Annotated in this window: 21 protein-coding genes; 13 read left to right on the top strand and 8 right to left on the bottom strand. The window is 52.2% G+C overall.

Annotation, left to right across the window (positions count from 1 at the left end):
- Positions 1 to 81: 81 nt before the first annotated feature.
- From X965_RS01570 to X965_RS19705, 4 genes are all read right to left on the bottom strand, one after another.
- A complete protein-coding gene (locus X965_RS01570) occupies positions 82 to 657 on the bottom strand; it encodes a YceI family protein (RefSeq protein ID WP_032098366.1) in 576 nt (191 codons plus the stop codon).
- Between the two features lie 39 nt (positions 658 to 696).
- Positions 697 to 1,248 carry a cytochrome b gene (locus tag X965_RS01565; protein ID WP_015422926.1) on the bottom strand — a complete coding sequence of 184 codons (552 nt, stop codon included), beginning with the start codon at positions 1,246 to 1,248 and terminating at the stop codon, positions 697 to 699.
- 805 nt (positions 1,249 to 2,053) lie between these two features.
- Complete coding sequence (locus X965_RS01560) at positions 2,054 to 2,902, bottom strand: glycosyltransferase family A protein (RefSeq protein WP_004237741.1); 849 nt, start codon at positions 2,900 to 2,902, stop codon at positions 2,054 to 2,056.
- A 117-nt stretch (positions 2,903 to 3,019) separates the two neighbouring features.
- On the bottom strand, positions 3,020 to 3,199 hold the full coding sequence (locus tag X965_RS19705; RefSeq protein WP_225902866.1) for a helix-turn-helix domain-containing protein: 180 nt from the start codon (positions 3,197 to 3,199) through the stop codon (positions 3,020 to 3,022).
- Positions 3,200 to 3,739: 540 nt separating this feature from the next.
- Here X965_RS19705 and mtnK point away from each other — a divergent pair.
- The 4 genes from mtnK (at position 3,740) to X965_RS01535 (ending at position 7,273) form a co-directional block, all read left to right on the top strand.
- On the top strand, positions 3,740 to 5,005 hold the full coding sequence (gene mtnK / locus X965_RS01550) for an S-methyl-5-thioribose kinase (RefSeq protein ID WP_004237738.1): 1,266 nt from the start codon (positions 3,740 to 3,742) through the stop codon (positions 5,003 to 5,005).
- A 26-nt stretch (positions 5,006 to 5,031) separates the two neighbouring features.
- Positions 5,032 to 6,141: an S-methyl-5-thioribose-1-phosphate isomerase gene (gene mtnA, locus X965_RS01545; protein WP_004237737.1), complete on the top strand. Its 1,110-nt coding sequence runs from the start codon at positions 5,032 to 5,034 to the stop codon at positions 6,139 to 6,141.
- A 2-nt stretch (positions 6,142 to 6,143) separates the two neighbouring features.
- Positions 6,144 to 6,791, top strand: a complete 648-nt coding sequence (locus tag X965_RS01540; protein ID WP_036416743.1) for an L-fuculose-phosphate aldolase — start codon at positions 6,144 to 6,146, stop codon at positions 6,789 to 6,791.
- Between the two features lie 125 nt (positions 6,792 to 6,916).
- Entirely contained in the window at positions 6,917 to 7,273 is a 357-nt protein-coding gene (locus X965_RS01535) for a hypothetical protein (RefSeq protein WP_065425773.1), read from the top strand.
- A gap of 54 nt (positions 7,274 to 7,327) precedes the next feature.
- Here X965_RS01535 and X965_RS01530 read toward each other — a convergent pair whose 3' ends face one another.
- A complete protein-coding gene (locus X965_RS01530; RefSeq protein ID WP_036416741.1) occupies positions 7,328 to 8,314 on the bottom strand; it encodes a sugar-binding transcriptional regulator in 987 nt (328 codons plus the stop codon).
- Positions 8,311 to 9,651 carry a 30S ribosomal protein S12 methylthiotransferase RimO gene (gene rimO / locus X965_RS01525; RefSeq protein ID WP_004237733.1) on the bottom strand — a complete coding sequence of 447 codons (1,341 nt, stop codon included), beginning with the start codon at positions 9,649 to 9,651 and terminating at the stop codon, positions 8,311 to 8,313. The genes X965_RS01530 and rimO overlap by 4 nt, the downstream gene beginning before the upstream one ends.
- A 378-nt stretch (positions 9,652 to 10,029) precedes the next feature.
- On the opposite strand from rimO, the gene X965_RS01520 reads away from it, so the two are divergent.
- From X965_RS01520 to X965_RS01510, 3 genes are read left to right on the top strand one after another with little or no spacing between them, the layout of a single operon-like run.
- Positions 10,030 to 11,103 (top strand): HlyD family secretion protein, encoded by a 1,074-nt coding sequence (locus X965_RS01520; RefSeq protein WP_036416738.1) that lies wholly within the window; start codon positions 10,030 to 10,032, stop codon positions 11,101 to 11,103.
- A complete protein-coding gene (gene rbbA, locus X965_RS01515) occupies positions 11,100 to 13,859 on the top strand; it encodes a ribosome-associated ATPase/putative transporter RbbA (protein WP_036416736.1) in 2,760 nt (919 codons plus the stop codon). The genes X965_RS01520 and rbbA overlap by 4 nt, the downstream gene beginning before the upstream one ends.
- Position 13,860: 1 nt before the next feature.
- Complete coding sequence (locus X965_RS01510) at positions 13,861 to 14,985, top strand: ABC transporter permease (RefSeq protein WP_004237730.1); 1,125 nt, start codon at positions 13,861 to 13,863, stop codon at positions 14,983 to 14,985.
- 262 nt (positions 14,986 to 15,247) lie between these two features.
- Here X965_RS01510 and X965_RS01505 read toward each other — a convergent pair whose 3' ends face one another.
- Both X965_RS01505 and X965_RS01500 read right to left on the bottom strand, forming a co-directional pair.
- Positions 15,248 to 16,249, bottom strand: coding sequence for a LacI family DNA-binding transcriptional regulator (locus X965_RS01505; protein WP_004237729.1), 1,002 nt, complete (start codon positions 16,247 to 16,249; stop codon positions 15,248 to 15,250).
- A gap of 112 nt (positions 16,250 to 16,361) precedes the next feature.
- The gene (locus tag X965_RS01500; protein WP_004237728.1) at positions 16,362 to 16,907 is read right to left on the bottom strand and encodes a D-lyxose/D-mannose family sugar isomerase; all 546 of its coding nucleotides are present in this window, start codon (positions 16,905 to 16,907) and stop codon (positions 16,362 to 16,364) included.
- 211 nt (positions 16,908 to 17,118) lie between these two features.
- Between X965_RS01500 and X965_RS01495 the strand changes: the two genes are divergently transcribed.
- The 6 genes from X965_RS01495 (at position 17,119) to X965_RS19500 (ending at position 23,778) form a co-directional block, all read left to right on the top strand.
- Positions 17,119 to 18,156, top strand: coding sequence for an NAD(P)-dependent alcohol dehydrogenase (locus tag X965_RS01495; RefSeq protein ID WP_015422928.1), 1,038 nt, complete (start codon positions 17,119 to 17,121; stop codon positions 18,154 to 18,156).
- A 3-nt stretch (positions 18,157 to 18,159) separates the two neighbouring features.
- Positions 18,160 to 19,671, top strand: coding sequence for a xylulokinase (xylB, locus tag X965_RS01490; protein WP_036416733.1), 1,512 nt, complete (start codon positions 18,160 to 18,162; stop codon positions 19,669 to 19,671).
- Positions 19,668 to 21,167, top strand: a complete 1,500-nt coding sequence (locus X965_RS01485; RefSeq protein WP_004237725.1) for a sugar ABC transporter ATP-binding protein — start codon at positions 19,668 to 19,670, stop codon at positions 21,165 to 21,167. The genes xylB and X965_RS01485 overlap by 4 nt, the downstream gene beginning before the upstream one ends.
- Positions 21,168 to 21,207: 40 nt before the next feature.
- Positions 21,208 to 22,248 (top strand): ABC transporter permease, encoded by a 1,041-nt coding sequence (locus X965_RS01480; RefSeq protein WP_004237724.1) that lies wholly within the window; start codon positions 21,208 to 21,210, stop codon positions 22,246 to 22,248.
- A 153-nt stretch (positions 22,249 to 22,401) separates the two neighbouring features.
- Positions 22,402 to 23,364 carry a substrate-binding domain-containing protein gene (locus X965_RS01475; RefSeq protein ID WP_223302461.1) on the top strand — a complete coding sequence of 321 codons (963 nt, stop codon included), beginning with the start codon at positions 22,402 to 22,404 and terminating at the stop codon, positions 23,362 to 23,364.
- A gap of 207 nt (positions 23,365 to 23,571) precedes the next feature.
- A complete protein-coding gene (locus X965_RS19500) occupies positions 23,572 to 23,778 on the top strand; it encodes a DUF2786 domain-containing protein (protein ID WP_036416731.1) in 207 nt (68 codons plus the stop codon).
- Positions 23,779 to 23,799 lie beyond the last annotated feature (21 nt).

The following is a 23,799-nucleotide window of genomic DNA, read 5'->3' as shown; positions in this document are numbered from 1 at the left end:
TTATCACTGAAAGTGATAGTGACACAAATTAATAAGGCCTGCTATTGCAGGCCCCGATAATTGTTCAGATTGTAAAAATAATCAGATTTTTACGCCTTCAACGGAAATAATCAGTTCAGCATCCTGAGACTTCGGTCCCAGATCGGCTTTAATATTAAAGCTTTTCAGTGAGACTTTCCCCGTTGCCTCAAAACCGGCGCGATAACCACCCCACGGATCTTTGCCTTCACCGGTCAGTTTTGCATCCAGAGTAACCGGATTGGTCACGCCGTTCAGCGTCAGATCACCGGTGATAATAAAGTCGTCGCCTTTCTTTTCTACTTTGGTTGAAACAAATTTTGCTTCCGGATTTTTCTCTGTATTCAGAAAATCCCCTCCGCGCAGATGTTTGTCACGCTCAGCATGGTTGGTATCCAGGCTGCCGGTTTTGATGGTCACATCCACGTTATCCTTTGCCGGGTCGGCCTTATCAAAGGTAAATGTGCCGTCAAAATCCTTAAATGTCCCGTACAGCCAGCTGTAACCCAGGTGCTGAATACGGAACTGCACAAAGGCGTGCTGCCCTTCTTTATCTATCTTATAGGTGTCGGCCATTGCCGCACCGGAACCCAGCAGCATCATACCTGCGCTTAAACCAACCAGTGCTTTCTTCAGCATCATATTCACTCCGTCATAATAAAATTACGGGCAGCCCGTTCAGGGTTTCATGCCCAGCATGCGTTTTAATGTGGCGTCTTTATCAAAGAAATGATGTTTCAGTGCCGCCAGCGCGTGCAGCGCCGATAACACAACAACCGACCAGGCAAGGTACAGGTGAACCGTACCGGCGGTATCCGCCTGCTCTGCGCCGTCTGTCACTGTGGCCGGTACATCAAACCAGCCGAAAACCGATATCGCCTGACCATTTGCCGTTGAGATAAAATAGCCGGTGATCAGAATGGCAAACAAAATACCGTACAGCAGCCAGTGCGCCAGTGCGGCACTGATGCGGGTAAACCGGCTGTAAGTGGATAATGCCGGCGGCGGCGGGGAAAGCCAGCGCCAGATCATGCGGACAGCCAGCACAATAAACAGCAGGATCCCGATACTCTTATGGATCTCCGGTGCGCGGTGATACCAGACATCATAGTAACCCAGCGAAACCATCCACAGCCCCAGTGCAAACATCCCGTAAACGGTGATTGCCACGCCCCAGTGAAGCAGAACGGAGAGGTGCCCGTACCGTTGCGCACTATTTTTCCATTGCATTGATAAATACCCTTTGCTGTTCCATACGGATAACATTTCAGTAACAGCGGGATACTTTACGTGAATTTTCCGGCCATATCGGACAAATATTTTGTTTAAGTTAATCAAATTAAGTCAATAACTTATTAATTTAACTGTCATTTTTATATCGATATAAAATATTAAACCGGAAAAATCTTATATAGCGGGATTTTGTAAGACTGAATCGGACTGAGTTATAACCAGAATGCAGGAAAATCCGCAATCCGGCGGATATTACCAAAAAAATAATTTTAATATTTAAAAATATTTTTGATAAAAAAGTTGACGAACATCGCATAAATGCTATGATACATCCATCGAAGCAAAACAGCTTACCAACCTAATTCAAAAGCAGGAGTTCATTATGAAAAGCATCAAAACTTTCTTTTCCAATCTGACCCGTGCTGCTGCTATCATTGCAAAATACAGCAAAGCATTCTGATTAAAATCAGACAGATACAAAAAAAGCGCCCGATGGGCGCTTTTTTTATGATCTGCAGATCACCGGTTATTGTGAGTCCTGCCGTAGTTAAAAACAATTTTAATATCTTAAAATAAAGTTTATATAAAATTTGACATTCATCACAAAAATGGTATAGTAGCGCCATCAAAGCCAAACAGGCTTAATCACTTACTCAAAAGCAGGAGTTTATTATGAAAAGCATCAAAACTTTCTTTTCTTATCTGACCCGTGCTGCTGCTATTATTGCTAAAAACAGCAAAGCATTCTGATAAATCAGACAGATACAAAGAAGCGCCCGATGGGCGCTTTTTTTATGCTGCTTTATTTTGCCAGCGGCGCAAATAACCAGCGCAGCCACCAGCGGGCTTTCCAGCCCGGATTTTTCTCCCGGACTACCGGCGATGTACGGCAGACCGACCGCAGAATTTTCCATTCAAAATCCAGGAACAGCCGGGAATGACCGGATTCCGCACCATACGTGCAGACTTCCTCATGCTTGCGTTTATCAACCGGCGTGTTGTATTCCAGACTTCTGTCCAGCGTATGATAAGACTTATCACGATCCACAATCCGCTCTGTGGCATACACCGATTTCGGCAGGTAGCGCTGACGGGAGCCGTGATATTTCTGCAGTTTCACAAAACGGTAATCTTCCGCGCCGTAATGGCCGCAAAACTCTTCATCATAACCGTAAAAACGGAAGAAGCGGGCGCGGGACATAAAGAACAGATTGGAATGCCCTTTACGGAGATTCCCCTGCTCACCCCGGCGGTAGAGTTTATAGAATGTCCGACCCGGGTTTGCCGCATTAATCAGATAAGTAAACGTCGAAACCGGCAGGACATGATCCAGGTCGGTCATCAGAATTTTGTCTGACGCCGCATAGGTCACCCCCAGATTACGGGAACCACCCTGGTTCCACGGAATATCGGTTGTGATCCGCAGCCATGTCAGATTTAAATCAAATTCAGGAATTTCATACTCAAGCGGGGAGCAGTCATCAACAATGACAAACTGAACATAGTCCAGCACCGATGCCGGCATGCTTTCATATTCACGAAGCAAATTGATAACTTCAGAAATATCTTGCTGATTACAATAGAAATGAGTGATGTAAGTAAGTTTTATATGTTGCTTATCCGCAACTTTTCGGAAGAATTCGCGTGACATTATACCTGTGACCCTATTACCACAAATGACCGACCGGCAATTAGCAACCAGTGCGATGTTAATTGCCGGCTATTCTCACATACAGGTGGTACGGTGTCACTACTTAGCGGGGATAAACTATTCCTGATCGAAAAAGTAATCCACCGGAACATGGAACATTTCTGCCAGATACATCAGATAATGTATACTAATCCGGCTTATTCCCCGTTCATAACGGTTAAATTGCTGCTGCGTTATTCCCATGTCTTCCGCTAACCGGACGATACTTAATCCTAAGTATTTTCGCTTTTCTTTAATCCGTGTTCCGACACAGGGATATATAGATTCCTGTCTCCATAAGATTCTCCTTCACTTATATTGACAACGTGATAACAAAAAATTCTGTTTTTCAGAGTCTGCCATCCGCTTACTTATCAGCGGCTCAATAACCTCATAACAACATGAAATTTAAAAAATAAAAATCAACAGTCATGAATAACCGGCATCTTCAGTCTTAGTAATCGGGATTTAACCTTATAGGTGTATTCTTTGCAATATCAATACGTCTGTTTAATGTAATAATACCTACCCGATCACAATTAATATCAAAATAGAATCTTAATAAGATTAAAAGTATTTCTGAAAAATACCGTTCACTGAATATCGGTTAATAATATACCCCGGTATTTCATAAAAATAATTGCGTGAAAATACTTAAGAAATATTTATATTACTTCCTTATCACCTGCTTAAGAAAGGCTATTTCCGGCTATGTGTTAGTTGCATCACAGAAAAAATACATATGTATAGTTATAATTTACATATGTAGCCATTTATCTCTGTTTCTGAGGTTATCTTATGACGCAAAAAACCCCTGCCGGATATACCCCGCTAACCTGTGGCACCCTTCCCGCTTACCTGTCCGCACATTTACCGGATGACATTTTACCAGGCGGCACGCCGGAATCCTGGCAGACAGAGGAAGTCGGTGACGGTAATCTCAATCTGGTGTTTATTGTCAGAGGCAGTGAGCGGACTCTGGTGGTCAAGCAATCACTGCCGTATGTCCGTGCGGCCGGTGAATCCTGGGAACTCTCTTTGCAGCGTAATTATTTCGAATACCATGCGTTGTCACAGGAGAAACGTTTCGCACCTGACAGTGTGCCGGATGTCTATTTCTATGACGAAGCCATGGCGCTGTTTGCCATGGAATACCTCGCTGACCATATCATTCTGCGTAAAGCACTGATTGCAGGAGAATATGTCCCTCAGCTGGCGGAGAAAACCGGCCTGTTTATGGCGCAAACTCTGTTCCATACCTCGGATATCGGCATGGCGGCACAGGAGAAAAAAGCCCTGACCGCACAGTTCTCCGCTAACCATGAATTATGCAAAATCACCGAAGATCTGATTTTTACCGAACCTTACTTCCCGGCGCCGCGCAATAATCACACCTCTCCGCAGCTTGACCGCGATGCAAATGCCGTGATGCTGGACAGAGAAATGGTGCAGGTCGCGATGCGCTATAAGTACAAATTTATGACACAGTCACAGGCGCTGCTGCACGGAGATTTGCACTCCGGATCCGTCATGATTGGCACTGACTCTGTTCAGGTTATTGATCCTGAATTCAGTTTTATGGGGCCGATGGCGTTTGATACCGGCAACTATGCCGGTAACTTATATATGGCCTGGTTTTCTCAGCCCGGACACCGGAAGACAGAGGAAGAGACCGCGCGCTATCAGCAATGGCTGTTATCGCAGATAAGCCAGACCTGGAATACGTTTGAGACTGAATTCCGCCGCCTGTGGGCCGAAAAATCACAGGGCGATGCCTGGCCGCGTGAGCTGTACCAGGACGGCCTGTTTGATGACAAATTCCTGAAAGCCGCTCAGGACAGCTTCTTCGAAGAACTGTTTCAGGACACGCTGGTCAATGCCGGGCTGGAAATCAACCGCCGCCTGCTCGGGTTTGCCGGAGTTGCTGATTTCAAAACCATTGCTGATGCGGACAAACGCGCGGTACTTGAGCGCAAAGCCCTGAAACTGGCGCGGGAGCTGATTGTCAACGCGCGCCATTATCACAGCTTTACCGATGTCGAAGCCTTTCTTTCTTATTGTTAAGCGTCACCTGCACACGAGGTTATATAATGAAAATTAACGGAAAACATTACCGTTCCGTCTGGCCCGCAGATAATGGTATTGATGTCTGTATTTTTGATCAGACAAAACTGCCTTTTGAAGTCAGTATCATCACACTGACGACGATGGAGGAAGCCGCAACGTCCATCAAAGATATGTGGGTACGCGGCGCACCGCTGATTGGTGCTGTGGCTGCTTACGGCGTGGCGCTGGCGATGCACCGTGACAGCAGTGATGCCGCCCTGAAAAACGCTTATGACGTGCTGGTTGCCACCCGTCCGACCGCGATCAACCTGAAATGGGCGCTGGACAGAATCTGCGGTGCCCTGACACCACTTCCTGCGGCTGAGCGCGGTGACGCCGCATACCGTATTGCCGCTGAAATCGCTGATGAAGATGCGGAAATTTGTCACCGCATCGGCGAACACGGCCTGACAATTATCCGCGACATCGCCGCCCGCAAAAAACCGGGTGAGCCGGTGAATATCCTGACCCATTGTAATGCCGGCTGGCTGGCTACCGTTGACTGGGGCACCGCGCTGTCACCGATTTATCAGGCTTATGATGAAGGCATTAATATTCACGTCTGGGTGGATGAAACCCGTCCGCGCAACCAGGGCGGACTGACTGCCTTTGAGCTGGGCTCGCACGGTGTGCCGCATACCCTGATTGCAGATAACGCCGGGGGGCACCTGATGCAGCACGGCGAAGTGGATATGTGTATTGTCGGCACTGACCGCACCACCGCTCGCGGGGATGTCTGCAATAAAATCGGCACTTACCTGAAAGCACTGGCGGCCAAAGCGAACAATGTGCCGTTCTATGTGGCGCTGCCGTCACCGACCCTCGATTTTACCGTGTGGGACGGGGTAAAAGAGATCCCGATTGAACAGCGTGCCGGTGAGGAACAGTCACATGTTTTCGGCATCACACCGGAAGGTACCCGCAGCTGGGTGAATACTGCACCTGCGGGCACCCGTTGCGGTAACTATGCCTTTGATGTCACTCCGGCGGAGTATGTCACCGGGCTTATCACCGAACGCGGCATTTGTGATGCCTCCCCGGCCGGGCTGAAAGGCATGTTCCCGGAGATGTGGCCGTCTGAGTATGAGGTGTGATCATGACCCGTACTGAACTGGCACAACAGATTATCGATACCTGTCTGAAGATGAACGCAAGCGGGCTCAACCAGGGGACGTCCGGTAATGTCAGCGCCCGCTGGCAGGACGGCATGCTGATCACCCCGAGCGGCGTGCCTTATGAAAAACTGACCCCGGACAGCATTGTGTATATGGACAGTACCGGCCAGGCAGAGGCGGATAAAATCCCGTCGAGCGAATGGCACTTTCACCTGAGCTGCTATCAGGCGCGTCCTGAGCTGAATGCGGTGGTCCATAATCACGCTCTGAATACAGCGGCGGTATCCATTCTCAATGAATCCATTCCGGCCATCCATTATATGGTCGCCGTGACCGGAACCGACCATATCCCCTGTGTGCCGTATGCCACCTTCGGCACACACGAACTGGCTGATATTGTTGCGGAAGGGATTAAAACCAGTAAGGCTCTGATTATGCAGCATCACGGCATGCTGGCGATGGAAGTCAACCTGGAAAAAGCGCTGTGGCTGGCGCATGAGGTTGAAGTGCTCTCCGCGCTGTATCTGAAAGTCCGGGCCATCACACCGGATGTGCCGGTACTGAGCAGTGAGGAGATGCAGCGGGTTTTGGGGAAATTCAAAACCTACGGACTGAAAACCGGAAAATAGTGATTACCGGCGGCAGAAAACGGCGCAATGCGTCGTTTTTTGTCACCTTACGTAATTAATTATTTTAAATGATAATCATTTGCAATATAATTAAAACCTTAATGTATCTGTTATTTAAGGTTTTTATGAAAAAAGTCATTTGTTATGCTGCGTTTGCTTCTGCCGTTCTTCTCCTGTCCGGATGTGCCGCCACAAAAAAATCCCCGCAATTCAGCGAAAAAAGCATTGAAGAGTGCGGACGCTATCTGCCGGACGGCATTGCTTACTATGTCACGATTGAAGGCGAAGTGGATTTAAACAAGCAGTTTAACGGTGATATCAATGTGACCGCATTGCAGGACAGCGCACCCGCTGTTGCATTTAACCACGAGCTGATTCAGGCCGGTGCGGATAAATATATGGACTGTGCTATTCAGCTGCTGAATAACGGTAAGGGAGATACCCGCACACCGGAAGAAAAAGCGGCGGCAGAAAAACAGTAACCGGCAATATTAATGCTCTAATGTAAAAAAACCGCCTTCCGGCGGTTTTTGCACTTATTTATCTGACAGCAAATGTGCCGCGATCAGCGGATCAACAATTAAATCAGAAACATATCCGCCACGCAGTGCCCCGCGGGTGGCGGCGATATTTTGTTCACCGGTGGCGATAAAAATCCGCCGTGCAATGTTGCGCAGCTGCGGCAGCCGGATACCGAGGATGCGGGCATCCGTATGGGTATCCAGCGGCTCACCCGCCTGATCATAAAAACGTCCGCAAATAACCCCGACCGCCCCTTTGCGGCGGAAGTCAGTCATTTCCTCTGCCGTGATCACGCCGGCGCGGATCAGCGGGTTCTCTTCCGTGACATTTCCGGCCACGAACAGTGCTTTGGTGCAGCGATCCAGCTGAGCAAAGTTTGCCTGAATGATAGGCTCACGGCGCAGTGCATCTGCCAGCTCCGCAGAGCTGACAATCGCGGGAACATGCAGATACGCACACTCACCGCCGAACTTTCCGGCAATCAGCGAGGACGATTCCACCGTGGTGAAATCCGGCTGCGACGGCACGGAACCGAGCATCTGTAATACCGCCATATTGCGGATGACTTTTGGTGTCAGACACTTCGCCATATAGTGAATTGTCCGTCCCCAGGCCACGCCGAGCACATCCCCGTCCTCAATCACCTGACTGAGATACACCCCGGCCGCCTGTGCCATGTTTTCCCGGCGGCGGGCGGAATCTGCCGCCGCCTCCGTAACCGGGCTGTCCGGTACCACCAGCACATTGGTCAGATTGAACTTTTTTTTCAGTGACAACGCCATATCGATGCGGCTGTAACGCGCCATATCCAGGCTGATATGCACCACACCGTTTTCCCGGGCCGTCTGCAGGTATTTCACCACGGTCACGCGGGAAATCCCCATCGCATCAGCCACCTCCGTCTGACTGAGGCCGGACTGATAATAGAGCCATGCGGCCTGCAGAACCGGGTCATTACCGAACATCAGGCGTCCGGTCAGGCGGTTGTCACTGTTTGTCATGCTTCGCGCACCACGCTGCCCCAGAGATCATACTCATCGGCATGTTCAATATTCACCATCACAATATCCCCCGGCTGCACATCAAATTCACCGTTGAGATATACCATACCGTCGATTTCCGGCGCATCCGCCATACTGCGGCCGACAGCGCCCTCTTCTTCATCAACTTCATCAATGATCACCGGCAGTGTGCGGCCGATTTTTTCAGCCAGACGCTCTGCGGAGATCTGCTGCTGTAACTGCATAAAGCGGTGATAGCGCTCTTCTTTGATCTCTTCCGGCACCTGATCCGGTAATTCGTTGGCATGTGCCCCTTCCACCGGACTGTATTTAAAGCAGCCGACGCGATCCAGACGGGCTTCAGTCAGGAAGTCCAGCAGCATCTGAAAGTCTTCTTCGGTTTCACCCGGGAAGCCGACAATAAAGGTGGAACGCAGTGTCAGTTCCGGGCAGATTTCACGCCAGCGTTTGATACGCTCCAGTGTGCGCTCAACGGCACCCGGGCGTTTCATCAGTTTCAGAATACGCGGGCTGGCGTGCTGTAACGGGATATCCAGATACGGCAGGATTTTGCCTTCTGCCATCAGCGGGATCACATCATCCACATGCGGATACGGATAAACGTAATGCAGACGCACCCACACACCGAGCTGGGATAACTGCTCACACAGACCGATCATGCTGGTTTTCACCGGCAGACCATCGCGGAAACCGGTGCGGTGTTTGATATCAGCGCCATAGGCAGAGGTATCCTGGGAGATCACCAGCAGTTCTTTCACACCGGCTTCAACCAGGCGCTGCGCTTCACTCAGCACCTCACCGACAGGACGGCTGTCCAGATCGCCGCGCATGGACGGAATAATGCAGAATGTGCAGCGGTGATTACAGCCTTCAGAAATTTTCAGATACGCGTAATGGCGCGGCGTCAGTTTCACACCCTGCTCCGGTACCAGGCTGGTGAACGGATCATGCGCCGGTTTCGGCACATATTTACGGACATTCGCCAGCACCTGCTCATAACTGTGCGGACCGGTGATTTCCAGCACCTTCGGGTGCACTTCACGGATCTGGTCTTCTTTCGCACCCAGACACCCGGTCACGATCACTTTACCGTTTTCCGCCAGTGCCTCGCCGATTGCTTCCAGGGATTCCTGCACAGCACTGTCAATGAAACCGCAGGTATTGACGATCACCACATCGGCATCATCATAGCTTGGCACAACCTGATAGCCGTCCGTGCGCAGTTCAGTCAGAATCCGCTCGGAATCCACCAGGTTTTTCGGGCAGCCTAAAGAAACGAAACCGACTTTCGGCACTGTGTTGGTATTTTGCGACATAAGCTCATTTACTCAAAAGAGCAGGATGCAGCAGGATATTTCCGGCTGCATCCCGCAGATATTAGTCATTATCGGAAAGGAAAGAGACAAATTTTAGCAAACAAACTCCCCTGACTGATAGCCTCCGGCGTAAAAAATCCCTGTGTCAGATAAAAAACCAGTGCAATTCGTGTAATCCCCCGGCGCTGTATTCTGCCGTTTACAGTGAATGTGATATATACGGCAGCTTTATCCTGCTGATCCGGTTATGCTTTCTTTGTCAGCATTTAATGTCATCGTTCTGAAAATTAAAAGCATCATTATTTGCGAGCCTGATATTGAAATGCTGCTGTTGTGCTTATCTCATTATTTTCCATAAGAAGGGTAATCACGGTATCTATGCAAAAATCAAAACGTAAAACGTGGATTTTTTATCTCATCCTGATCATTGTCCTTGCCGGCGGCGGCTACCTGTTCCGCATGCTGCAAAGCCCGGGGCTGCCTGCGGGCTTCGCTCAGAGCAACGGACGGATCGAGGCAACGGAAATTGATATCTCAACCAAAACCGCCGGACGCATCAGCACCATCAATGTCAGAGAGGGGGATTTTGTCCGCGCCGGAGATGTGCTGGCGCAGATGGATACCCGGACACTGGAGGCACAACTGAGCGAGGCTCAGGCGCAGTACCGCCAGGCGGACAGTAATGTGATTTCCTCGCGCTCGGCACTGGCTCAGCGGAAAAGTGAGAAAGCCGCCGCAGAGGCGATGGTACGCCAGCGCACCGCAGAACTGACCGCTGCGCAAAAACGTCTGACGCGTTCACAGGCACTGGTGAGAACCAACGCGGTATCTGTTCAGCAGGTGGATGATGACCTAGCTGTTGTCCAGGGTGCCCGTGCTGCCGTGGAAGCGGCGAAAGCTCAGGTGGCAGCGGCTTCTGCGGCGATTGATGCCGCACAGTCCGGTATTATCCAGGCACAGACCAAAGTGGATGCCGCTCTGGCGACACAACACCGGATTGAAGCGGATCTGGATGACAGCCAGCTGAAAGCGCCGCGCAACGGCCGTGTTCAGTATCGCGTTGCCGAACCGGGTGAAGTGCTCGGTGCCGGTGGCCGTGTGGTGAATATGGTCGATCTCAGCGATGTCTATATGACGTTCTTCCTGCCGACCGAACAGGCCGGACAGGCGGGCATCGGCGGTGATGTGCATATTGTTCTTGATGCCGCTCCGGACCTGGTGATCCCGGCGAAAACCTCGTATGTCGCCAGTGTCGCGCAATTTACCCCTAAAACTGTGGAAACAGATAATGAGCGCCAGAAACTGATGTTCCGCGTTCGTGCGCGTATCGCCCCCGAACTGCTGGAAAAACATCTGGAATATGTGAAAACCGGTCTGCCGGGACGCGCTTATATCCGGCTTGACCCGAAGCAGGACTGGCCGGCTGACCTGGAGGTGAAATTACCTCAATGACATCATCAAAACAGCATTCCGACACCGCAATCGTCACCCTGGAACAGGTTACGCATCATTACGGTGATGTGTGCGCCCTTGATGATATCACGCTGAACATCCCCGCCCGGCAGATGGTGGGGCTGATCGGGCCGGACGGTGTCGGGAAATCCACCCTGATTTCCCTGATTGCCGGTGCCCGTAAAGTGCAGCAGGGTAATGTGATTGTGCTGGGCGGTGATATCCGCGAAGAAGAGCACCGCCGCGCGGTATGTCCGCGTATTGCCTATATGCCGCAGGGATTGGGGAAAAACCTGTATCACACCCTGTCGGTGTTTGAAAACGTGGATTTTTTCGGGCGGCTGTTCGGCCAGTCTGAGAAAGAACGTCGTCTGCGGATTGACGATCTCCTCGCCAGCACCGGGCTCGCCCCGTTCCGCGACCGCCCTGCGGGAAAACTCTCCGGCGGGATGAAACAGAAGCTCGGACTGTGCTGTGCCTTGATCCATGACCCGGAACTGCTGATCCTCGACGAACCGACCACCGGTGTTGACCCCCTCTCCCGCGCCCAGTTCTGGGAGCTTATCGACCGCATCCGCGAACGCCAGCAAAATATGAGTGTGCTGGTGGCGACGGCCTATATGGAAGAAGCGGAACGGTTTGATCACCTGGTCGCAATGGACGACGGCAAAGTCCTGGCGACAGGACACGCCCGTGAACTGAAAGCGCAGACACAGACTAATGAGCTGGAAGCCGCCTTTATCGCTCTGCTGCCGGAAGAAAAACGCAAAGATCACAAAGCGGTGGTGATCCCGCCGCGCAAGGCGCAGGACAATGAAGAGATTGCTATCGAGGCACAGGATCTGACCATGCGCTTCGGCAGTTTCACCGCCGTTGACCACGTCAGTTTCCGCATCCCGAAAGGAGAGATCTTTGGTTTCCTCGGCTCCAACGGCTGCGGTAAATCCACCACCATGAAAATGCTCACCGGGCTGTTGCAGGCCACGGAAGGCAAGGCGTGGCTGTTTGGTCAGGAGGTCGATCCGAAAGATTTGAATACGCGGATGCGGGTCGGTTATATGTCGCAGGCGTTCTCCCTCTACAGTGAGCTGACGGTTTTACAGAACCTGGTGCTGCACGCCAAATTATTCCATGTGCCGGAAAACGAAATTGATGACCGCGTTGATGAAATGATGACGCGCTTTAAACTGACGGATGTTGCCGATGCCATGCCGGAGGGGTTACCGCTCGGGATACGCCAGCGTTTATCGCTGGCCGTGGCGGTTATTCACCGCCCGGAAATGCTGATCCTCGATGAGCCGACATCCGGCGTTGACCCGATTGCCCGCGATATGTTCTGGGATCTGATGGTGGATTTATCACGCAAAGACGGCGTGACGATTTTTATATCCACCCACTTTATGAATGAGGCCGCCCGCTGCGACCGCATGTCGCTGATGCACGCCGGGAAAGTACTGGTGACGGATACCCCGGAGAATCTGGTCGCCAACAGCCAATTTGACACCCTCGAAGCCGTCTTTATTGATTATCTGAAAAAAGCCTCGGGGATTGAGGATGATGCCCCGCCGCCGGAAGCACCGGAATTACCCGCCGACAGCGGCGAAGCTGCCGCCACAGCACTGAAGCGCCGTTTCAGTCTGCGCCGTCTGTTCAGTTATAGTCTGCGTGAGGGGCTGGAACTGCGCCGCGACCCGGTGCGGCTGACACTGGCGCTGCTCGGTACAGTGATCCTGATGTTTATTATGGGCTACGGCATCAGTATGGATGTGGAAAATCTGCGTTTTGCCGTGCTCGACCGCGACCAGACCACCACCAGCCAGAACTATGTGCAGGATCTCTCCGGTTCGCGCTACTTTATCGAACAGCCGCCGCTGCAAAATTATGACGATATGGAGCGCCGGATGCGCGCCGGGGAAATCGCGGTGGCGATTGAAATTCCGCCGGATTTTGCCCGTGATATCGCCAAAGGCCATGATGTGAAACTGGGTGTCTGGGTGGACGGCGCCATGCCGAACCGGGCTGAAACGGTGCGCGGTTATGTGCAGGCTATGCATCTCAACTGGCTGACCCGCATGGCATCAAAACAGCCGGTGGCAAACCCGCTGCGCTCTGCCATCGATATCGAAACCCGTTACCGTTATAACCCGGATGTGAAAAGTCTGCCTGCTATCGTTCCGGCGGTGATCCCGCTGCTGCTGATGATGATACCGGCAATGCTCAGCGCCCTTAGTGTGGTGCGGGAGAAAGAGCTGGGGTCGATTATCAATCTCTATGTCACGCCGGTGACCAAAACAGAGTTTTTAATCGGCAAACAGGTGCCTTATATCGTGCTGGGGATGTTTAACTTTTTCCTGCTCTGCGCCCTCTCCGTCTGGGTATTCGGAGTGCCGTTCAAGGGCAGTCTGCTGACGGTGACACTCGCCGCATTCTGCTATATCACCATTGCCACCAGCATGGGGCTGCTGATTTCCTGCTTTATGAAAAGCCAGATTGCCGCAATTTTCGGAACCGCGATTATCACCCTGATCCCGGCCACCCAATTTTCCGGAATGATTGACCCGGTTTCATCACTGGAAGGTATGGGTTACTGGATAGGACACATCTACCCGACCGCTCATTTCCTGACCATTACCCGGGGAACCTTCTCCAAGGGGCTGGGGCTTATCGATCTGTATCAGGCCTTTATTCCGCTGTTGATAACTATTCCGGTTGTTCTCGGGTGCAGCATCTTTTTCCTGAAAAAGCAGGAGGGATAACATGCGGACACTGAAGAATATTATCTATCTCGGCATGAAAGAGCTGCGCAGCCTGATGCGGGATAAAGCAATGCTGGCACTGATCGTGTTTGCATTCACGGTATCAATCTATTCCTCGGCGACGGTGACCTCCGGTTCGCTGCATCTGGCACCGATTGCCATTGCGGACCAGGATCGCTCTCAGCTCAGCGAGCGCATTATCAACAGCTTTTACGAGCCCTATTTTCTGGCCCCGGCAGATATTGATATCAGTCAGATGGACGGCCTGATGGACAGCGGCACCTACACGTTTACCATGGATATTCCGCCGAATTTTCAGCGTGATGTGCTGGCCGGACGCCGTCCCGCCATTCAGTTGAACGTTGATGCCACCCGCATGAGCCAGGCGTTTCTCGGCAACAGTTATATTCAGAATATTGTTACCGGGGAGGTGAATACTTTTCTGGCTAAAAACCGGCAAAACACGGTGCTGCCGGTGGATCTGGATATCCGCGCCCGTTTTAACCCGAACCTGAATCAGATGTGGTTCGGATCGGTAATGGCGATTATCAACAATATCACGATGCTGTCGATTGTCCTGACCGGGGCGGCACTGATCCGCGAGCGGGAACACGGCACAATTGAGCATCTGCTGGTGATGCCGGTGACGCCGTTTGAAATCATGATGTCCAAAGTCTGGTCGATGGGATTGGTGGTATTGCTTGCCTCACTCGGCTCGCTGCTGCTGATTGTCCGCTTTCTGCTGCAGGTGCCGATAGAGGGTTCAATTACGCTGTTTATGTGCGGGGTGGCGCTGAGTCTGTTTGCCACCACCTCCATCGGAATTTTTATGGGGACGCTCGCCCGTTCGATGCCGCAGTTCGGGCTGCTGATGATTATGGTGCTGCTGCCGCTGAATATGTTATCAGGCGGGATGACCTCGCGGGAAAGTATGCCGCAGTTTGTGCAGGATATTATGCAGACCATGCCGACGACACACTTTGTCAGCCTGGCACAGGCTATTCTCTACCGGGGCGCGGATTTCCTGATCGTCTGGCCGCAGTTTATTTATCTGATCATTATCGGCGGCGCGTTTTTTGGTGCGGCTTTGCTGCGCTTCCGCAAAACCATCAGTGCGATGGCATAGAGGCGGGGTATTGCTGCCAACATTGAGTGCCGGCAAAGTGCAGCCGCCGCCGGAAAGAATAAAACCATCTTCTTTCAAACCAGGGCGGCGGGATAACCGGCAAAGCGGAAAGCCGCTGACACGTCCCTGTTCGCGAAATCTGCTGAATCATCCGGTTTGTGGCAAGGCGGCAAGGGAAGGATTCCCCGGGAGCATACACCAGTATGTGACCGGGGGGGACGAACGAAGCCAACACAGCCACAGGCGGAAGGATGACGCGGATTCAGGATTTGAGGAGACCGCGCACAACCACCTTGCTCGCCGGGGCGCTGCGATCGGTCGCCCGCCGCACTGCCATATTGATGGCCTGCCAGGCAATTTCCTGAAGATCATGAGAAATGCACGGGAAGTTGAATCCGTAGATATCGGCATGAGAGACTTCATCGATGCTGAACAGCGAGACATCTTTTTGCGGGATCAGGTTGTGGCGGATACAAGCTTTGATAATCCCGAGTGAGATCTGGTTATTGCAGCCGACAAAATAATCCGGCGCGGGATGGTATTTCAGGTAATGATCGGTGACTTTAAAGGCTTCATCCATCAGGAAGTCCGCATGCAGCACATTAACGCTGCTGACCTGGCCGTGCAGACCGGCCACCATGCCGGTTACGCGATCCTGGGCCACATTGGAATCTTCCGGGCCGGAGACAATCACCACGTTATCCGCTTTTTGTGACAGCAGATAGCGCCCTGCCTGCAATCCGCAGTCGAGATTATCGATGTAAACGCCGCTGCATGCCTTGGCATCCAGCTCACGGTCAACCAGGATCACCGGAATATTGAGCAGTTCCAGCTGTTTCATATACGCCGGGCGATACACCCTTTCGGCGGAGACAACGGACAGAATGATGGCATCCACGTTGTAACCAATCAGCTTATCAATGATACGCGCTTCATTTTCACGGGATTCATAGGAGTCAAACATCAGCGTGTCATACCCGGCGTTATAGGCTTCCAGGGTGATGCGCTTGGCCAGCCCGCCGAAAAACGGGTTGCTCATGTCCGGGCTGACAATACCGATGGTACGGGAGGATTTCGCGCGCAGGCTGCGTGCCGCCGCATTCACCACATAACCGATTTTATCTGCGGCATCGAGAATACGCCTGAGAGTTTCCGGGTGAACCTTATCCGGCTGCGAAAATGCGCGGGATGCGGTGATCTTACTGACATTCGCAATAGCGGCCACATTTTCCAGTGTGACTTTCTGTGTCCGGGGTTCCGCCAATTTTCTCTCCTTAGCAGCAACGTATCATTTTATACCATTATAATATCATCTAAATCGATTCAGTCACGTGAAAAACACGCTTTTTATTACTTAAACCGACACTAACAACTTTTTAACACTCGAGTCTTTTTATCCGCGGATCGGTAAAAATGTCGTATTCATCGGTGTTTTCTGTGGAGAACTCCGACACCACCGCGCCCTGCGGCCCGGCTTTAAACCAGTGGCGGGTATCCGGCATGATGGTGTACTGCTCTCCCGGCCGCAGCAGAATAAAGCGGTCACAGGTGTACCATTCCTCATCCCCCTGCGGCGGACGGCAGACCGGATTGCCCTGAGCATCCTGATTCAGTGTCAGCGCAGGATCATCCACAAACAGATACACCTCGCCCCAGCGGCAGCGGAAAGTTTCCTGCTTACCCGGCCGGTCTTTGTACGGCGGATGACGGTGCTCCGGACAGGTCTGGTCAGCAAAGAGAACCAGCTCTTTGGCGCAGTACAGCGGGCTGTTGCAGTACGTGAGCAGTTGCAGGCCAGAGCGGGGATAATCCGGCAGATTAAAGTGAGCAATTTCAATATGCTGCTGTTCCGCTTCTGTCAGAATGATATGTGCCTGTTCCAGAACCGCCAGTGATTCCGCGATATACGGCTGTTTATTCATCTGTCTCTCTCCTGAATGATATCGTTATCATTATAGCCTTGTCACAGATAGCAAAGATGTGACCCGGAAGACCCTTTGCCGAATACTACATGAGTAGATCAGACTTTATTTAATAAAAGTTTAACCATCATCACATAATTATAATAAACATTGCTCTATTATCCACATCATAGCAATGATATCGATATCATTTTAATGAAAGGAAATGATCATGAAGGCATTAGTATTAGAGAAAGCAGGGAAAATCGCCATTCAGGATTGGCAGAGCAATGAAGTACTTGGCGACGACGATGTTGAGATTAAAATCCACACCGTCGGTATCTGCGGCAGCGACGTTCACTATTATCAGCATGGCCGTATCGGGCCGTTTGTGGTTGAGGCACCGATGGTGCTGGGTCACGAAGCGTCCGGTGTGATCACTGCAGCCGGTAAAAATGTGAAACACCTGAAAGTCGGCGATCGCGTGTGCATGGAACCGGGTATTCCGGATCTGCAGTCCCCGCAATCCCGTGCCGGTATCTATAACCTTGATCCTGCCGTCCGTTTCTGGGCGACCCCGCCAATCGACGGCTGCCTGCGTGAAAGCGTGATCCACCCTGCCGCCTTCACCTTTAAACTGCCTGATAACGTTTCCTTTGCCCAGGGCGCAATGGTTGAGCCGCTGGCAATCGGTATGCAGTCCGCGACCAAAGCCGGGATCAAACCGGGCGATATCGGTCTGGTTATCGGTGCCGGGACCATTGGTATCATTACCGCGCTGTGCGCACTGGCCGGTGGCTGTTCCGATGTCATCATCTGTGATGTGTTTGATGAAAAACTGAAAGTGGCTGAGAAATATCAGGGCCTGCACGCGGTTAACAGTAAAGACCAGCAGGCACTGGCGGATAAAGTCCGTGAGCTGACCGGCGGCGAAGGCGTGAACGTCCTGTTTGAGTGCAGCGGCGCGAAACCGGTTATTGCGTCCATCTCTGATCATATCGCCCCGGGCGGCACCGCAGTTCTCGTCGGTATGCCTATCGACCCGGCACCGCTGGATATCGTGGCGGCACAGGCGAAAGAAGTAACCTTCAAAACTATTTTCCGCTACGCCAATATGTATCCGCGCACCATCCGTCTGCTGAGCTCCGGCAAACTGAATGTGGCCCCGCTGCTGTCCGCAACCTACAAGTTCAAAGACAGTGTCGAAGCCTATGAGCGTGCAGCCGAAGGCCGTGCGACTGATGTGAAAATTGTGCTGGAAATGGAGTAAACCATGACGCTCTATGCCGGTATTGACTGCGGAACACAAAGCACCAAGGTCATTATTGCCGATAACCGGACCGCGCGTATTCTGGGTGAGGGCTCGGCCTCTCACCCGATGATCAGCGAATCAGACGGGAGCCGTGAACAGGAAGCTGTCTGGTGGACTGATGCGCTGGAAACCGCGTTTGCTCAGGCGATTAAAAACGCCGGGATTGACGGGCGGGATATCCGCGCCCTCGCCGTTTCCGGCCAGCAGCACGGTTTTGTACCTGTCAGTCATGACGGTACGGTACTTGCGCCTGCCAAACTGTGGTGTGATACCTCGACCAGTGCAGAAAATCAGTGGTTTATTGATGCTCTGGGCGGTGAACAGGCTGCACTTGACCGCCTGGGTGTGTTGCCGCAGACCGGCTATACCGTGTCAAAAATTATCCGCTTTAAACAGCAGCACCCGGAACTGTGGAAACAGCTGCGCTATGTGCTGCTGCCGCACGACTATCTGAATTTCTGGCTCACCGGCCAGGCCTGTGCCGAGTACGGCGATGCCTCCGGGACCGGGCTGCTCAATATCCGTACCCGTGAGTGGGATCAGGCCGCCGCTGATCTTATCGATCCGGAAGGCCGCTTATGGCAGGCGCTGCCGCCGCTGGTGCGCGCAGAGCAAATCATCGGCACGGTTCGTCCGGAGATCGCGGAAAAGCTCGGTATTTCCCCGGAAACCCGCGTGGCATCCGGCGGCGGCGATAACATGATGGCCGCCATCGGTACCGGAAATATCCGTCCGGGCATCACTACGATGAGCCTCGGTACCTCCGGTACGCTGTTTACCTTTGCGGAACAACCGGTTGTGGCGGATTCCGCGATGATCGCCGGGTTCTGCTCCTCCAGCAATGGCTGGCTGCCGTTGATTTGCACCATGAATGTCACCTCCGCCACCACTACGGTTCAGTCCTTATTAGGCATAGATATTCAGGCCTTTAATGATGCACTGAACAGCAGTAAACCCGGTGCGGGCGGTCTTATTATGCTGCCGTTCTTTAATGGTGAGCGCGTACCTCAGTTACCCGAAGCCCGCGCCAGCCTTCACAATATGGACGGCAGCAACCTGACTCCGCAGAACCTGAGCCTGGCTGTGGTGGAAAGTGCCACTTACGGGCTGCGCTTCGGTATCGATCTGTTCCGTCAGCAGGGAATTACCACCAGTGAGATCCGTCTGACCGGCGGCGGTGCCCGCAGCGTGAAATGGCGTCAGATTGTCGCGGATATCATGGCGGCACCGGTGGTGTGCGTCACCAACCAGGAAGCGGCAGCGCTGGGTGCAGCGGTTCAGGCAATCTGGTGTGACACCCTCAGCGCAGACAGCGCACCGGAAGCACAGCTGGCCGCTCTCTGCGACCGCTTTGTGCAACTGGATGACAGCAGCCGCACACAGCCGGATCCGGCGAATGTGGCGGTTTATGAGTCCCTGTATCAGAACTACCTTGCTTTACTGACATCAGAATACCCGGAGGTCACCGTATGACAGCCACTGTCGCTGACAATGAGGAATTACTGCGGGTTGAAGGGGTGCGCAAAGCCTTTGGTCAGGTTGTTGCACTGAAGAACGCGCAGTTTTCACTGAAAAGAGGTTCCATTCACGCCCTGTGCGGCGGGAATGGCGCCGGTAAATCCACGTTCCTGAGCATCCTGATGGGCTTTATCCGCCCGGATGCGGGGGAAATCTATGTCAAAGGCAAACGCTGTGAGTTTCATCAGCCGATCGAAGCCCTGCACGCCGGTATCGCCATTGTTCAGCAGGAGCTGAGTTCCATTCCTGATCTGACCGTGGCGGAAAATATCTGGCTGGGGCGGGAGCCGCGCCGGTTCGGGTTTGTCGATTTTAAACAGCTCAACCGGCAGACCGCTGAACTGCTGACCGACCTGCATTTTGATATCTCCCCGTCAGAAAAAATGCGCAACCTGAGTGTGGCGGAACAGCAACTGGTCGAAATCGCCAAAGCCCTCTCCCACGCGGATGCGGATATCATCATTATGGATGAGCCGACCTCCGCCATCGGCGAGGAGGATGCGCAGAAGATTTTCGATGTCATCACCCGCCTGACGGAAAAAGGTAAAGGCATTATTTATGTCTCACACCGCCTGTCCGAGATTTTTCAGATAGCCGATACCTTCACCATTTTCCGTGACGGTACCTTTATCACCGACGGCCCGCTGGCGGATATTACCCGCGAGAAGCTGATTGAGCTGATTATCGGCCGTGAGATCAAAGATGAGTTCGCCAAATTTAACGAGCCGACAGATGAAACCATTATGGAAGTCCGGGAACTGTCCCGCGATGACCAGGTGCAGGACATCAGCCTGACGCTGAAAAAAGGCGAAATCCTGGGAATTTACGGGCTGGTCGGCTCCGGCCGTTCTGAGTTCCTCGACCTGATTTTCGGCATCGAACACGCCGATAAAGGCACCATAAAAATTGGTGACCGCTTCCTCGACAAACACACACCGAAAGATTCCATTAATGCCGGGATCGCCTATGTCACTGAAGACCGCAAAGATACCGGGCTGATGCTGGGCCGCTCCATCAATGAAAATATCAATATCGCCTCATTTGGTGCCATCAGTACCGGCGGCTTTATTCATGACCGCAAAGAGCGTGCCCGTGCAGACGACATGATCACACTGTTCAATGTCAAAACCCCGGATGCGGATCAGCTGGTCGGGAACCTCAGCGGCGGTAACCAGCAGAAAGTGGTTCTGGGACGCTGGGCGCTGATCGAGCCGGATGTGATGCTGCTCGATGAGCCGACACGCGGCGTGGATGTCGGTGCCAAGAAAGAAATTTATAAGTTTATGTCTGAGTTCGCCTTACAGGGCAAAGGCATTGTGATGGTCTCTTCTGAGCTGTCGGAGATTATCGGGATGAGTGACAGGATTATTGTTTTCCGTGACGGACGGATCGCCGGAGAGCTGACCGCCGCCACTGCCACCCAGACTGATTTAATGAAACTTGCGGTGTGATCTCACCCGCCAACGTATGCATGAATAAAGAGAAGTGACCATGACTACAACAAATACTGCACCCGCACCAGGGGTCTCATTTATCGCCCGTAACAAGAAAAACATGCACAAATACGGCATTATTCTGGCGTTCTTTGTGCTGTGTCTGATTGTGGCGGTTGTCGGTGAAGTTCAGGTCGCCCGCGGCGAATGGACCAATAACTACTTTCTGAGTCAGGACAACATGCTGATTATCCTGCGTCAGATTTCCATCAACGGTATTCTCGCCATCGGGATGACCTTCGTCATTATCACCGCCGGTGTTGACCTCTCTGTCGGTTCGGTGCTGGCACTGAGCGGGATTGTGGCGGCGCGGTTTGCCACCAGCAATACCGGTCTGGCTATCGGTGATACCGCGAATGCCGTGATGATCCCGATGATTATCGCACTCGGCATCGGTATCATTTGTGGTCTGCTTAACGGGACCATTCTGGCGAAATTCAACCTTCAGCCGTTTATCGTCACCATGGGGATGCTGTCTGCGGCACGCGGTCTGACTCTGCTGACCACTGACGGTAACCCGGTTTCCCAGCTCAACAGCGATTTCCGCTGGCTGGGTAACGGCTATATCCTGGATATCCCGGTACCGGTGGTGATCCTGGCGGTTATCTTTATTCTGGCCTGGATTTTACTCAATAAAACCACCTTCGGCCGTTATGTGTATGCCGTCGGCGGCAACCCGAAAAGCGCCAGAACCTCCGGTATCAGCGTGATTAAAATTAAAGTGCTGGTTTATACCCTGTGTGGCGCGTTAGCCGGTATTGCCGGGCTGATTCTGACTGCCCGTACCGGGTCAGCACAGACCAGTGCAGGCAGCGCCTACGAGCTGGATGCGATTGCGGCGGTGGTTATCGGCGGCACCAGTATGGCCGGTGGTGTGGGGACGTTAGTCGGCACCCTGTTCGGTGTATTAATTATCGGTGTGATGAATAACGGTCTCGACCTGCTGGGCGTGCAGTCGTACTACCAGCAGATTATCAAAGGCGCATTAATTGTTATCGCCGTACTTTTGGATCCGTCACGTAAGCAACGCCGTGACTGATGGCAGTACCGCGCGGATTCTTTCAGCCTGCCACTGGCTGAAGGATGAAGCGTAAAAAAGACGAAAACAGCAAAAAACAAAAGCAAAACTACCCTACACAATGAAGGAATGACCATGAAAAAACTGACCAAAATCGCTGCACTGACAGCCCTGATGATGGGCGGACAGGCATTTGCGGCACAGGACAATCCGGTGAAAATTGCCGTTCTGATGTACGGCATGAAAGCTGAATTTGTCCAGTTAATGGAAAAATCCGCAAAAGAGCATCCGGCTGTGAAAAACGGTGAAGCGATCATCACAGTTTATGATGGCCGTTATGATCCGATGGTTCAGAACAACCAGGCGGAAACCGCAATCCAGACCAAAGCCGACGCTATCATCATCAACCCGATGGATTATGAAGCGAATATCGACGTGGTCACTATGGCAAATGACGCCAAAATCCCGGTTATCGTCACCAACGCCCGTCTGAACACCGACAAAATGACCGCAGAAGTGGTGTCTGATGACGTCCTCGGCGGTTATATGGAAGCCAAAGCGGTTCTGGAAAAAATGAACTGTGAAGGTAACGTGGTTATTATCGAAGGGCCGAAAGGCGGCAGCGGTGAAATTCAGCGCGGCGAAGGTAATGACAAAGCGATCGCAGAATGTGGTCCGGGTAAAGTGAAAGTACTGGAGCGCAAAACGGCTAACTGGTCACGCGCGGAAGCGATGCCGCTGATGGAAAACTGGTTACAGAAACACCGTGGTAAAATCGGTGGTGTTATTGCACAGAACGACGAAATGGCACTGGGTGCGATCGAAGCAATCAAATCTGCCGGTCTGAATGTCAATGATTTCTCCATTGCCGGCGTTGACGGCGTGTCTGATGCTATCCGCTCTGTTCAGGAAGGCGAAATGGTCTCCATCCTCCAGGACGCGAATGCACAGATGCAGGGCTCTATCGACCTGGCGATGAAAGCAGTCAAAGGTGACAAATACGAGCCGCAGTCCAAAATCTGGGTTCAGTATGCTGACCAGTTGAAATGGAATGACGGTAAAGACAAACGTTACGCGATTCCGTGGACTCAGGTCACCAAAGAAAACGCGCAGCAGTTACTGGATGCCCGTAAATAAATACACTCCCGCCGTCTTCTTATGAAGGCGGCGTTTTTTTATCCGCAACTTCCCCTGTTCAGGCGGTTTTATACACAATTCAAAAAAGTCATGTCCGGAAAGCGGCATGAACCGCTGAATATCCCGCAACGCCGTATTCATCCTTCCCCTCTGATTAATTCACCGTATGATAGGCTTATCTGCCGGATAAATGTGCGATGTGAAATAATGGATGACAGAGAAAAGGCGGTTGAAAAAGTCAGAAAGCTGATGTCTCTTGCCGAAAATGCCGGTAATGAGAATGAAGCCGCGAACGCCTTTTCAAAAACGCGGATATTTATGAAAAAATACCACCTTGAACTGTCTGATATCTATTCCGCAGAACCGTCTCCCCCGCCCCCTCTCCCCGCAGAAAAACACCACCGCGCCCGCTGACCCCGGAAGAGGAGCCGCGCC

This window comes from Morganella sp. EGD-HP17 (assembly GCF_000512315.2).
In the GTDB taxonomy this organism is placed as follows: Bacteria; Pseudomonadota; Gammaproteobacteria; order Enterobacterales; family Enterobacteriaceae; genus Morganella; species Morganella morganii.
Note: the sequence above shows the minus strand (reverse complement) of the source record. Positions and strands in the feature narration are given on the sequence as shown.

Coding starts and splice junctions, on each gene's coding strand:
- X965_RS01570 (WP_032098366.1), bottom strand. CDS start 657: ATGCTGAAGAAAGCACTGGTTGGTTTAAGCGCAGGTATGATGCTGCTG.
- X965_RS01565 (WP_015422926.1), bottom strand. CDS start 1,248: ATGCAATGGAAAAATAGTGCGCAACGGTACGGGCACCTCTCCGTTCTG.
- X965_RS01560 (WP_004237741.1), bottom strand. CDS start 2,902: ATGTCACGCGAATTCTTCCGAAAAGTTGCGGATAAGCAACATATAAAA.
- mtnK (WP_004237738.1), top strand. CDS start 3,740: ATGACGCAAAAAACCCCTGCCGGATATACCCCGCTAACCTGTGGCACC.
- mtnA (WP_004237737.1), top strand. CDS start 5,032: ATGAAAATTAACGGAAAACATTACCGTTCCGTCTGGCCCGCAGATAAT.
- X965_RS01540 (WP_036416743.1), top strand. CDS start 6,144: ATGACCCGTACTGAACTGGCACAACAGATTATCGATACCTGTCTGAAG.
- X965_RS01535 (WP_065425773.1), top strand. CDS start 6,917: ATGAAAAAAGTCATTTGTTATGCTGCGTTTGCTTCTGCCGTTCTTCTC.
- X965_RS01530 (WP_036416741.1), bottom strand. CDS start 8,314: ATGACAAACAGTGACAACCGCCTGACCGGACGCCTGATGTTCGGTAAT.
- rimO (WP_004237733.1), bottom strand. CDS start 9,651: ATGTCGCAAAATACCAACACAGTGCCGAAAGTCGGTTTCGTTTCTTTA.
- X965_RS01520 (WP_036416738.1), top strand. CDS start 10,030: ATGCAAAAATCAAAACGTAAAACGTGGATTTTTTATCTCATCCTGATC.
- rbbA (WP_036416736.1), top strand. CDS start 11,100: ATGACATCATCAAAACAGCATTCCGACACCGCAATCGTCACCCTGGAA.
- X965_RS01510 (WP_004237730.1), top strand. CDS start 13,861: ATGCGGACACTGAAGAATATTATCTATCTCGGCATGAAAGAGCTGCGC.
- X965_RS01500 (WP_004237728.1), bottom strand. CDS start 16,907: ATGAATAAACAGCCGTATATCGCGGAATCACTGGCGGTTCTGGAACAG.
- X965_RS01495 (WP_015422928.1), top strand. CDS start 17,119: ATGAAGGCATTAGTATTAGAGAAAGCAGGGAAAATCGCCATTCAGGAT.
- xylB (WP_036416733.1), top strand. CDS start 18,160: ATGACGCTCTATGCCGGTATTGACTGCGGAACACAAAGCACCAAGGTC.
- X965_RS01485 (WP_004237725.1), top strand. CDS start 19,668: ATGACAGCCACTGTCGCTGACAATGAGGAATTACTGCGGGTTGAAGGG.
- X965_RS01480 (WP_004237724.1), top strand. CDS start 21,208: ATGACTACAACAAATACTGCACCCGCACCAGGGGTCTCATTTATCGCC.
- X965_RS01475 (WP_223302461.1), top strand. CDS start 22,402: ATGATGGGCGGACAGGCATTTGCGGCACAGGACAATCCGGTGAAAATT.
- X965_RS19500 (WP_036416731.1), top strand. CDS start 23,572: ATGGATGACAGAGAAAAGGCGGTTGAAAAAGTCAGAAAGCTGATGTCT.